The following is a 12183-nucleotide window of genomic DNA, read 5'->3' as shown; positions in this document are numbered from 1 at the left end:
AAGAAAGAACAAGAAAATACAAGAACAGCTACACAAGATGACTTTAATAATTTCTAAGCAAGCGAGGTGATAACATGGCAGGAAGAATTAAGGGAATAACGATAGAAATTGGCGGGGAAACCACCGGTCTACAAAACGCCTTAAAAGATGTTAATAAAAGAAGTGGTGAACTATCTAAAGAACTAAAAGATATTGAACGACTTTTGAAGTTCAACCCAGGTAATGTGGAAGCTTTAGCCCAAAAGCAACAATTACTTACGCAACAAATTGAGAATACAACAAAAAAATTAGACAGCTTAAAGTCAGCCCAACAGCAAGTTCAAGCACAATTTGAAAGTGGTGCGATTAATGAAGAACAATATCGGGCATTTAGGCGCGAAATTGAATTTACAGAAGGGCAACTTAATACATTCAAAAACAGTCTTGCAGGATTAAAGGCTGAGCAAGAAAAAGCAGCAAGTTCAACAAGACAATTAGAGACTTTATTTAGCGCCACAGGAAACAGTGTTGATGATTTTGCGGATGCATTAGGGAATCGTCTTGTGAATGCAATTAAAAACGGTACAGCATCAAGCAGGCAGCTAGAGCAAGCAATTGAGATAATTGGAAGGGAAGCACTAGGAGCCGAGACGGATATCGAAAAATTACAACAGGCGCTTCGTTCTGTTGATGATGGTAATTCCATTCAAAATATCAGAAATGATTTAAATCAGCTTTCTCAAGAAGCCGATCAAACAGGTGAAAGTGTAAAAGAATTAGGAGTTGAGCTAGAAAACGTATTAGGTGGAATCGTTGCTGGTGGCGGAATTCAAGAAGTCATTGGACAGGCACTAGACATGTCAGAGTTAAAAACAAAAATCGATATTACCTTTGACGTTCCGGAATCATCAAAGAGATCTGTGGAGGATGCAGTCAGAACTGTTACTGCATATGGCGGTGATGCTGAAGAAGCATTAGAAGGTGTACGTAGACAATGGGCATTAAATAAAGATGCTTCTGATGCAGCGAATACAGAAATTATAAAAGGAGCAGCAAACATTGCTAGTTCTTATTCGCAAATTGACTTTACAGAATTAATTCAAGAAACAAATGAAATTGGTAGTGAATTAAATATATCGAACAAAGAAGCGCTTGGATTAGTAAATGCGCTCTTGAAAATAGGGTTTCCGCCTGAACAACTTGACATTATCGCTGAATACGGTCAACAACTAAGACGAGTTGGTTATACCGCACAAGAAGTACAAAGCATTATGACAAGTGCATCTCAACAAAAATCATGGAATATTGACAACCTATTGGATAAACAATTGTCCCTATGAGTGGTGACATTCATAGAAAACTCCTTTAATTCAGTGGAAATCTCTAAAAGAGACAATACTGAGCGAAGCCTGTAAAAAGGAACGTGCAACGACTAGCTGAAAAGCGTAGGGTGTAAGCTGATGACACCCGAAATGGGGAGCATCTTAAAAAAGATGATGATATAGTCTGGTCTGTATAGTGATATGCAGAAGTTCATAAGAGAACTGGCAGGGACTTGCGAATCCTGTTGAACATATCGGGTTTAAAAGAAGGACGTGTCCGTTCTGTTGAAATGGCGCGTGGATTAAACAACGGTATGAAAGATGCTATTCGTGGTGTTGTGGATGATACTGAGAAAATGTCTGACGAACAAGTTTCAGCGATGCAAAAAGGATTCGCAAAACAAGAATCTGCACTTGCGAACTCATTTAATAATCAAGAGAAAGCACTTTCTAAAAGCCATAGTCAAAGACAGAATGCATTAGCTAAAAGTCTTGATGCTGAATACAATGCAGTTTCTAAAAGTTACGAAAACCAACAAAAGAATTTAGAGAAAAAGCTTAGTGCTCAATATGATGCGGCATCAAAAAATTACGATAACCAACAAAAAGCGCTTGAAAAGTCCCTTGAAGCGGAAGTTAAGGCGTTTGAGAAGTCATCTGAACAGAAAATAAAACTCATCGATAAAGAATACATGGAACGTATGAAATTAATCGATGAGGAAAAATACAATCGTCTTAAAGCGATTGACGATCAAATTGGTTATTTAGATTCCAAAACAGCAGCTGAAGATAAGTATATTAAAGATCGTGAAAACGCTGAAAAACGTGCTGATTTAAAGATAAAAATAAGCAAAGCGAAAAATGAAGAAGAGCGTCAGTCAGCAATAAAAGCATTACAAGAACTCGAAGAAAAAATGCGTCTTGATAAAATACGTGAAGAGCGTAAAAGTCAAATCGATAGATTGAAAGAGGAAAAAGACGGAATCAAAGAAGCCTCTGATGCAAAGAAAGAAGCGTTGAAATCAGAGATTGATAGCCGAAAAGAACAAGTTAAAGAACAAATAAACAATGAAAAGGAAGCTTTGAAAGAACGACAGCAGGAACAAAAAGAAGCTTTCCAGCAAAGTAAGCAAGAGAATTTAAAGGCAATTAGTGAATCAAATAAAGCGCAACTTGATTCGTTAAGAGAAGTGAGCCAAGCGAACCTATCATCTTTAAAAGAAAGTCATAATAATCGCAAACAAGCGTTAAGTGAGCGTTTGAGTGATGAAATGGACGCTGTTCGCGAATCACATAGAGCCGAGTTAGAATCTTTTAAAGAAATGAACGCAGAAAAACTCGAGCTTGCGAAAAATCCACCTGATAGTGCAGCTGTAAAAGAAATATTTTCTCAACTGGAAGGTTGGGGTAAAGCAATCGCTAAAGGCGGCGAAGAAGGTAAACAGGCATTTGTAGATATGGTTAAATGGCTAAATAATATCGATGATGCCGCCTTACGTGAAGCGATTGGTGTGCAACTTTTCGGTACGATGTTTGAAGACCAAGGACAAAACATTATTAATACAATTTTACAAACCGAAGAAAAACAAGCTGATCTAAAAAAAGGAATAGATGATTTACAAGAATCAGCTAATAAAATGGATGCATCGCCAATGGTCAAATGGAAAGAAGCGATGAAAGATTTAAAAGAAGCACTTGAACCGGTGTTGCTTACAGTAGCCGACATTGTTTCTAAAATAGCTGAATTTATTCAAGCTCACCCAGTATTGGCAGCCGCAATTACAGCCATAACAGTTGCAGTCGGTATACTTCTTGGTATTTGTGCAGCGCTTGCTCCAGTAATATTCTTGGCCACATCAGGGGCTATAACCTTTGCAGGAGTTATGGCTGTTTTAACAAGCCCAATTACTTTAGTGGTTGCAGCCATCGCTGGATTAATTGCTATATGGGTATTATTCGGCGACAAAATCATGGCTATATACAACGAATATTTCAAGCCGACGATAGATCAAATCGTATCTATAATCACTGAAACACTGCAACCGGTGTTTGATAAAGGCTTCACAATCATAAAAGATATTGTCAAAGATGCATTTGATATTATCAAACGAGTTTGGGAAGAAATACTCTCGCCTGTTTTTTCAAAAATTTCATCATTCATAGAAAATGTACTGTTACCAGCTTTTAAATTTGTATTTAGTGCTATTGGTAGTGTTGTATCAGATGCATTTGATGGAATCAAAGTTGTGTGGGATACGGTCTTAAAGCCGATTTTAAACGGAATTATCGATTTCATTTCTGGTGCTTTCTCAGGAGATTGGGACAAAGCATGGAAAGGAATTGTGAAAATATTTGATGGAGTATTCAACGGAATAGAATTAGCAGCAAAAGCGCCGATAAATGCTGTGATTTCAATGATTAATGCATTGATTGAGGGTATTAACAGTATAGATATGCCTGATTGGGTTCCATTTGTTGGTGGAGGGAAGACTCATATACCGACAATCCCAATGTTAGCAACAGGTGGACATGTTCTTGGTGACGGTTCATTTATTGCCGGTGAAGCTGGACCAGAGTTATTTACTAAAAGAGGTAATCGCGTATCTGTAACGCCATTATCCTCAAATGAAAAGTCACTTGGTATTACAGGTACTATGAGTCGATTAATTGGCGATATGAGTTATTCGATGGCTAGTTCTATGAAAGAGTTATCTGGATTGAAAAGTGTCATGAGCAATGTATACGGTAGTTTGGCTAATAGTTCAGAAGCAATAAATAAAAATGCTAGTCAAAGAACTGTGGATGGCAATTCCTCTTCAAATGCAAATAAATCCGATTCATATAACTTTGCTGATATGTTTAGAGGTTCCACATTTGTAATTAGAGAAGAAGCCGATGTACAAAAATTAGCAGTCGAATTAGGAAAACATATTAAAACATCAGGAAGAAGGGTGGGGCAATTATGAGTTTAACGATAGATGGAAAAAGACTAAATGAATTAAGTTTAGCTCTTTTACCAGGATTTCAACATCCAGCCGCTCCACCAATTCGTGATTATACAGTATCTATTCCTGGTCGTCCTGGTGCTTATTACTTCGGTTCAGACATAGATCCTTTAGAGTTTAAGTTACCATTAATCATTAAACCACAAGAAGATAGACGTAAATTATCTTTAGCTATTAGAGAAATGGTAACCGCCTTTATTGATCCTTACGGAAAACCAAAGGAAATAAAATTAATTTATGATTATGAACCTGATAAGTATTATCTAGCGCGATACAGTGGTTCACTTCCGATTGATCGTTATTTTAGGATGGGAAAATTCGAATTGCCTTTAATCGCGTATGATCCACACGCTTATTCAATTGTGGAAAGCTCGAAAGGAATAAAATGGGGTGATCGTATCCCTTGGATGTCTCAAATACCTATCGGTCTTGGAAGGACATCTTATACAATTACGAGTCCGCAAACTTTATCAATTAATAATTATGGTTCACTTGTTGTAAGACCAGTTATAGAAATATCAGGTAGTGCAACTGCATTAACTCTCACTATAAACGGTGAGAGTTTTTCTATTGGAACTTTTACAAATTCAACAATTTTAATAGACGCGGAACGATATGCAGCAATCAAAAACGGTCAGAATTTCTTATTCCAACTACAGGGGAATTTAGAAAAATTAGAGTTTATGACAGGCGCTAATGCAATACAAATAGGCGGTTCTAACCTAAACATCAATATTGCATTCAAATACCGCGCTAAATATATATAAGGTGGTGACGTAAATGGCTGATGCGCCTAAATTAAATGGAAATGAATTTCTTGATGAAAGTTATTATAAAATAAACTTGGCTATAGATAACGCAAATGATTCTAAGCGAAAATCGGATACAACAGAAATAAAAGTATCTACTATGCAGGAACAAGTAAATGTTGAACTTCAAGTGAACAATAATGATGAAGAAATCAACTTGATTAGCTCTAATAAAATAAAAAATAATGGCAAGGCAATCGTTAGTAACATTAGTAATACAGAGGAAAAGCCTTTTAATAAGAATCTATTGAGTCAGTATCAACGGGTGAATATGAGTTATGATTCAGGAGACTCTAACTTATCTTTACACTTTGTTACGGATGCTTTAATGGTTGATTCTTCAAAAAAACAAATCGTCGGATTTTGGATACGTCAATCCGATTTAAATGCATTACCTGCTAATGTTAATTTTTATTGTCCGCTTATCTGTTTCAATAGCAATAAGCAATGGAGCGGCGTAACAGATTCAGTACTTTCTTTTGAAATACCACCAGCTTCATTCTCGATAGGATACACATTGACGAGAAGTAATTCGTCGCAAAACGCAACATTAAAGGTTGTAACTAAAATTGGGGATTGGTTCTATGTTGAAATTACACATAATACACCTCCTAATTTTCCATATTGGTCTATATTCATAGGTTCAAGACGGTTAAATTCAAGTATTATAAGCTCATTTAAATTGGATATTATGAATTTGACACTAATAAATGCAAATTTTGCACTGTCGAGTTCTATAATTTATCCTAATGTCGATAATTATAGAGTTAGAAAACAAGAGTTAAATGACAATCTTTTTAAAGTGCAGAGACAAGTATTTAACTCCATTTATAAAGAGAATAACTTATTAACGGCCATGACCAATGGGAAAAATCAAACAAATGTATTAGTTCCTAATAGCGAAACTGTTCCATTTTCAAACGATTTTATCCCAAGTGTTCAGAGGATGAATTATTCGTTTTCTGGTACTACAAATGCATATATGGAATATAAACCAAAGCCATTCGAAAACGGGAAAACACCAGCTGCTTCAGTTTGGCTTCGAAAGAGTCAAATCAATTCACTTGTAAATTTAAATTTACAGTTTTGGTTGTGTAGTACTGATAGTAATGGCGTGTGGGCAGGAGTTGTTGGATCTAACACTAATGTTCAGCTATCTCCTTCAGACTTCTATGTTGGTTTTAAGGCAGATGCTAAGAATTCAACTGACACATTTACATTATCCTTAGAAGTTAAATCTATGGTTGGTGATTGGATATACATTGAGTGGTGGATGAGCAGACAACCAAGTGTTAAATACAGTTGGACACCTTTAGTTGTTATTCAAGGCGTTACTGCTGGGGCATACTCTGGTTCATTAGATATGTTGAACTATAGAGGGATTAACACAGAATTTGGACTATCTCCTTTACTTATTAATACCATCATGAAAAGTAAATGGGCTTTTAAAAAATGGGGTGTTATTGGCGATAGTATCACCGAGCGGAATTTCCGAACAAATAAAAATTACCATGATTACATCGCTGAAAAAATAAATTGCTTTATTTACAACTATGGAGTAAGTGGTACTGGATGGCGAACGCCAAATAGTGCTGGTACAGGAAGACCTATCTATGAACGTATTGGCGCGATGGATCCAACTCTTGATTTAATAACCGTTTTCGCTGGAACCAATGATTGGGGGGAGACTGGCAAACCATTAGTTTTAGGGCAATTCGGAGATACTGATTCTGCTGCGAGTTTTTATGGAGCAGTAGACAACGTCTTTTCACAATTGATTACAAAATACCCTACTAAAACAATCGCGGTCTTTACTCCATTACCTCGTGGTGATGCATTCAATGGTCCTAACGGTTCAGGAATAACATTAGAACAAGTAGCTGACGCCATTATAAAAGTAGCAAAAAAATATTCCATACCTGTATTTGATTTATATAGAATAAGCAGTTTATTCCCTTGGAATGACACAGCGAATGAGTATTATTTTAAAGCTGTCGGACAATCTTCTGGCGATAGATTACATCCGAATGATGCAGGACATCAAATTCTAGCTGATAAAATACTAACATTTCTTAATACTTTATAAAGGTGGTAAAAATGTAAATTTATATATATTATATGGAATTAATACTCTTAATAAGTTAATATTTTCATATAGGTAATTTCAGGAGGCATATATGAAAAAATTAAGTGTATTAATGGCCATTATATTTTTAGTAACCTGTTTTCTAGGAAAAACATACTACGATAGTAAAATTAAAGCTGATGTTCAAGGTGCCCAACATAAAGAGGAAACTGAGAAACAAGAGGAAGAGAACTCGTTAAAAAAACAAATTAGCAAAGTTAAAAATGATGCATCTAATCAAATATCTGATGATGCAAAAAAGGAATTTAATTTAGTCCCATTTCAAACGAAAGCATTTAAAAAATTAGAGAATGGACAAGCAGCTACAATTGTGTTTCTAGGTGATTCAACGACAGAACAGAATTCCCAAACGAATGGTAAACCTGGTCACGTATCAATAATAAATGACCTTTTAAAAAATACATTTGGATCAGGGATAATCAATGTTATAAATTCTGGCGTCTCAGGGAATACAATCGTTGACATGTCTAATCGTATCGAAAATGTTATTAATGCTAATCCGGATTTAGTAATAATAAATTCGGGACTTAACGATGTAGGTAAAAAAGTTTCTAATGATGTTTTCGAGGAAAAATACAAATCAATAATTGAACAAATCCAAAGCAAAACAAAAGCTCAAATCATTCTTAGAACTTCGAATGTAACTAAGGATGATTGGGTTAATAAAAGACTAGAAAAAGAAATAAATCCAATCGTACAAAGACTAGCAGCTGATTACAAAACCGGATTTGTAGATTTGTATAGCTATTATAACTATCAAGTTAAAAATAGCAACATGGAGCTGAATAGTATAAATAATGACAATATCCATCCAAATGAAAAAGGACAACAGATCATTTCCGATCTAATGCTATATTCATTAATGGGTGAGAATTAAATGTTATTTTTTAAAGAGTAGCTACAGCTGCTCTTTTTATTTTGAATTGAGGTGATAAATTGCTGAAACTCTACAACAAACAAATGCAGCTCAAGGCATATCTTGAAAATGCCTATAATATAAAATACAGCCCGCCTCTAAATGAACTTTGGACGGCGGGTTTTTCATTGCCATTTACTGATCCAAAGCGAGAAGAAATTGAAACGTTTGATTATGTGGAGATATTTGATAATGGTAAACGGATTGGTATGTTCCGTATTATGGATAGTGATGAAGACAGAGAAGCAATCCAAAAAGAAATATCTTATGATTGCGAGCACGTTTTATCTACGTTGTTAGATGGCGTGCTTTTTGGTTATCACGAAAGAATCAATTTAACCACAAGGCAGAATATTGAATATCTCCTTAGTAAACAAAGAACAAAACATTGGAAACTAGGTCAATGTGATTTTACAAAGTATTTCTCATACAGTTGGGAAAATGAGGATACCTTATTAGGCCCAATCTATAGCATTCCGAAGCCGTTCGACGAGAAATTCCAATGGACATGGGACGATTCCTCCTATCCTTGGACATTAAACATTGTCCGATATTCTGAAGAAATTACGGGTGAACTTCGATATAGAAAGAATATGAAGGGCATTAAGCGAAAAGTAGAAGCAAAAGATGTCATGACGAGGATTTATCCGCTTGGCTATGGTGAAGGAGTTAACCAACTAAACATAACAAGCATTAACAACGGTCTTCCTTATATTGACGCTCCTGCATTCGTTAGAGATTTACATGATGGGTTTGATTATATTTGGGTAGATAGACGATTCGAGGACCCAAAAACCCTATTCGCTTCAGCTCAAGCAATGTTACTAAAAGCGTGTATGCCAAAAGTAACATATGAAATTGATGCAATTGATTATGAATTAATTGATCCATACAAAATAGAAAAGTATGAGACTGGTAAGCTAGTGCGCTTATATGATGAGGATTTTAATATATCAGTTGATTTACGAGTTATGGACCGTCAAAAAGATGATGTCACTGGTAATCCTCTTGATGTAAAACTTGTGTTAGAAAATAAGGTAACTGATTTAGGGACAATACAAGCAGATATTGAGAAGCGGCAGAAAGTCAATGAAGTGTATTCCCAAGGGACAACGAATATCGATAGTCGAGATTTTCAAGATAATTGTGATCCCGACCATCCGGCTATTATTAGGTTTCAAATACCTAACGATGTTAAGAATGTGAATGAATTGTTACTAACATTTGAGATATTAAGATTTAGGGCATACGAGCGTGCTATTAAAGGTGGAGGTGCTGTTGTAGGTTCAACTTCAGCTGGTGGTTCGACTGTTGGCTCAACTAGTTCTGGTGGTGCTAATGTAGGCTCTACAAGTTCCGGAGGAGCAAACGTTAGTTCAACCGGTTCTGGTGGCGGTACGGTTAAAACATCAAGTGGTGGAGGAGATCATGTCCATAAGATGTTTCATGGAGGCGGTATTGTTCCTGCTGAGCCTACAACAATAGGATTGTATACAGCTTTTTCTGATCCTGGTAGAAATACAGCAGCTTCGTTTTACGCAAAAGGAACGGGATCTAGTTTCTATACACACGGTTCTAGCGGAGATCATACACATGATATTTCATTGCCTGATCATAGCCATAGTATCAGTATTCCTAACCATAGTCATAACATTAGCATCCCTAACCATACACACGACATCAGTATTCCTAATCATACACACGATATAACTTTACCGGACCATACACATGAAATTGAGTTTGGCATTTTCGAATTATATCAGACTCCATCAAAAGTAACGATTGAAGTTGATGGGAACACTTTACCGTTCGATTCAATAAGAGGACAAGATATTAATTTGATTCCTTATTTAGCAAAGGATTCTGATGGTAAACTTCAACGTGGTCGTTATGTGGAGATTAAAATTACACCGGATAGTTTAGCTAGAATTAACGCTACTGTTACTGGTCGTCTTTTTATCCAATCAAGAAGTGGCGGTACGTTTTAAGATAAATGATTAAAAATAAAGAAGGAGATGGGACAATATGCAAACAATTGAAATATATACAGGTAGTGAAAAAATATCAATCCAAACAGAGGATTACAATCCAATATTACTTAATGAACAACTTAATAATGGGGAGCTTAACACAGTATTGATTGGTGATTTTATTAGTGCTCGCCTTGATGTTAAAAGAGTTGTTGTTCCAATAGAAAATGTAGATAATGCATCCAAGAAAGCGAAAGTGTTATTAAGAAATGGACAATCTGTAGAAATCCCAGTTGATAACGATTTTGATATTAAGTTTTTAAATGCACAATTAAACAGTTCTTCTATAACAACAGTTTTGATTGGATGTAATATTTATCAAAAATTTGAAGTTGCACAAGTTGGCTTAATTAAAGAAGAACCGACAGACCCAGTTACACCGCCAACAACTGAAGAACCACCGGAAAATACAGAGCAGTTATAAGCTGGTCTTTTTATTTTGCCTAAAAAGGAGATGGAAAAATGGAAGATGCAATTTTCAATTCAGTCATTCAACAAGGAGCATTCGCAGCATTATTCGTGTGGATGCTTTTTACTACGCAAAAAAAGAATGAGCAGCGTGAGGAACAATATCAAGCAGTTATTCAAAAGAACCAAGAAGTTATTGAAGAACAGGCAAAAGCTTTCGGGTCTATTTCTAAAGACGTGACAGAAATCAAACAAAAACTTTTTGAAGGAGACGATAAATAATGGGTTATATTGTAGATATTTCAAAATGGAACAATAAAATGAATTGGGCAGTTGCAGCACCACAAATTGAATTAGCTATTTGCCGTGTACAATATGGTTCAAATTTAGTAGATCACTTGTATAATGACCATATTGCGAATTTAGAGAGATACGGTATTCCACATGCTGCATATGCTTATGGATGTTTCGTATCAGTAGCAGATGCAATTGTGGAAGCTAAGGACTTCTTAGCAAGAGTAAGTTCTAACGCTAAGTTCCTAGTACTGGATGTGGAAGATGACACAGTAAAATCAATGAAAAGTAAAGGTAATCTTAATGATTTAGCGAAAGCATCACAAGCTTTTATTGATACATGTAAAGCTGCAGGGTGGAAAGTAGGGTTTTACGTAGCACATCATATGTACGGTGAATACAATTTACAAAGTGTACAAGCTGATTTTATTTGGTTACCACGATACGGAACAAATGATGGTAATCCACAAAAGAAACCAGCCTATCCTTGTGATATCTGGCAATATACTGATAATGGTTATATTGATGGGATTGGAAAAGTTGATATTAATTTATTGCAAGGAGATAAGACACTAGATTGGTTTACAGGAAAGAAACAAACAGAACAACCTGTTTCTAATGGCGGATATCAATATGTTAAATCTGGTGGGTTTGGCGTCGCATTGGTTCCTGAAGTATTAAATGCTATGGCAGAACGCGGAACTAAAGGACAAGTTATTTCTGATCCATCAACTGGTATCGCATACTTACAAACTGAAGTATTGCCTAATACTGAATTAGATAAAATCACTTGGTGGATGGATACTAGACCTGAAGGTAAATGGTTCTACGAGTATTTTAAAAAGTAAACAACGAAAGCCGCCCAACAGGACGGCTTTTTTTAATTTATACTCACTAGCTCATCAAACTTAAACTCAGTATTCAAACCGAAAGCGTCTGTACAATACACAGTTTTTAGCATCGGTTCGATATGTAATACATTTATGTACATGTCATGAATCATTCCGTCGCGATAATATGAAATAGATATCTCTTCTTTACTTTGCATCGAATGAATAAGACTTCGTTCAATTTGTTCTTTCATATCTTCAGAAACTATTGGTTTCGGTACTTTATTTAAATCAGCCATTATTTCTCTAATTCCTGCGAACTGTTCCGGCATACTTGCGAATGGTTGCCATTTTACCATGCCACGGCCCTTTATTTTTGGTGTACCCCAACATTGATTGTCCAAGATGATAATCCCCCGATTCGTGTAATTTATTATTATTATA

At 35.7% G+C, this 12183-nt stretch carries 9 protein-coding genes and 1 pseudogene; 9 read left to right on the top strand and 1 reads right to left on the bottom strand.

Translation table 11 applies throughout. The features are described from left to right. Positions 1-74: 74 nt before the first annotated feature. The 9 genes and pseudogenes from BUA87_RS28355 to BUA87_RS28315 all read left to right on the top strand — a co-directional run. Positions 75-1301, top strand: a pseudogene (locus tag BUA87_RS28355) (tape measure protein); the annotation flags it as partial. 245 nt (positions 1302-1546) lie between these two features. Beyond that, positions 1547-4267 (top strand): replication protein, encoded by a 2721-nt coding sequence (locus tag BUA87_RS32020; protein ID WP_256678997.1) that lies wholly within the window; start codon positions 1547-1549, stop codon positions 4265-4267. Further along, positions 4264-5073 (top strand): distal tail protein Dit, encoded by an 810-nt coding sequence (locus BUA87_RS28345; RefSeq protein WP_072941491.1) that lies wholly within the window; start codon positions 4264-4266, stop codon positions 5071-5073. Before BUA87_RS32020 ends, BUA87_RS28345 begins: the two co-directional genes overlap by 4 nt. 13 nt (positions 5074-5086) lie before the next feature. After that, on the top strand, positions 5087-7201 hold the full coding sequence (locus tag BUA87_RS28340; protein WP_072941488.1) for an SGNH/GDSL hydrolase family protein: 2115 nt from the start codon (positions 5087-5089) through the stop codon (positions 7199-7201). Positions 7202-7292: 91 nt separating this feature from the next. After that, positions 7293-8138 (top strand): SGNH/GDSL hydrolase family protein, encoded by an 846-nt coding sequence (locus BUA87_RS28335; RefSeq protein ID WP_072941483.1) that lies wholly within the window; start codon positions 7293-7295, stop codon positions 8136-8138. Between the two features lie 83 nt (positions 8139-8221). Continuing rightward, a complete protein-coding gene (locus tag BUA87_RS28330) occupies positions 8222-10165 on the top strand; it encodes a phage tail spike protein (protein WP_072941479.1) in 1944 nt (647 codons plus the stop codon). A gap of 37 nt (positions 10166-10202) precedes the next feature. Further along, entirely contained in the window at positions 10203-10631 is a 429-nt protein-coding gene (locus BUA87_RS28325; protein WP_072941476.1) for a hypothetical protein, read from the top strand. Positions 10632-10669: 38 nt separating this feature from the next. Further along, positions 10670-10897 carry a BhlA/UviB family holin-like peptide gene (locus BUA87_RS28320; protein WP_072941473.1) on the top strand — a complete coding sequence of 76 codons (228 nt, stop codon included), beginning with the start codon at positions 10670-10672 and terminating at the stop codon, positions 10895-10897. After that, positions 10897-11757 carry a GH25 family lysozyme gene (locus tag BUA87_RS28315; protein ID WP_072941469.1) on the top strand — a complete coding sequence of 287 codons (861 nt, stop codon included), beginning with the start codon at positions 10897-10899 and terminating at the stop codon, positions 11755-11757. Before BUA87_RS28320 ends, BUA87_RS28315 begins: the two co-directional genes overlap by 1 nt. A gap of 32 nt (positions 11758-11789) precedes the next feature. Here the strand turns inward: BUA87_RS28315 and BUA87_RS28310 are convergent, their stop codons facing one another. Further along, positions 11790-12143, bottom strand: a complete 354-nt coding sequence (locus tag BUA87_RS28310; RefSeq protein ID WP_072941466.1) for a YolD-like family protein — start codon at positions 12141-12143, stop codon at positions 11790-11792. Positions 12144-12183: the final 40 nt, after the last annotated feature.

Source organism: Bacillus sp. bc15, assembly GCF_900142585.1.
Taxonomy (GTDB): domain Bacteria; phylum Bacillota; class Bacilli; order Bacillales; family Bacillaceae_G; genus Bacillus_A; species Bacillus_A cereus.
This window is presented reverse-complemented; position numbering and strand designations above follow the sequence as displayed.

Excerpts from the sequence above, each read along its gene's own strand:
- BUA87_RS28345 (WP_072941491.1), top strand. The coding sequence starts at position 4,264 with ATGAGTTTAACGATAGATGGAAAAAGACTAAATGAATTAAGTTTAGCT.
- BUA87_RS28340 (WP_072941488.1), top strand. The coding sequence starts at position 5,087 with ATGGCTGATGCGCCTAAATTAAATGGAAATGAATTTCTTGATGAAAGT.
- BUA87_RS28315 (WP_072941469.1), top strand. The coding sequence starts at position 10,897 with ATGGGTTATATTGTAGATATTTCAAAATGGAACAATAAAATGAATTGG.
- BUA87_RS28320 (WP_072941473.1), top strand. The coding sequence starts at position 10,670 with ATGGAAGATGCAATTTTCAATTCAGTCATTCAACAAGGAGCATTCGCA.
- BUA87_RS28330 (WP_072941479.1), top strand. The coding sequence starts at position 8,222 with ATGCAGCTCAAGGCATATCTTGAAAATGCCTATAATATAAAATACAGC.
- BUA87_RS28325 (WP_072941476.1), top strand. The coding sequence starts at position 10,203 with ATGCAAACAATTGAAATATATACAGGTAGTGAAAAAATATCAATCCAA.
- BUA87_RS28335 (WP_072941483.1), top strand. The coding sequence starts at position 7,293 with ATGAAAAAATTAAGTGTATTAATGGCCATTATATTTTTAGTAACCTGT.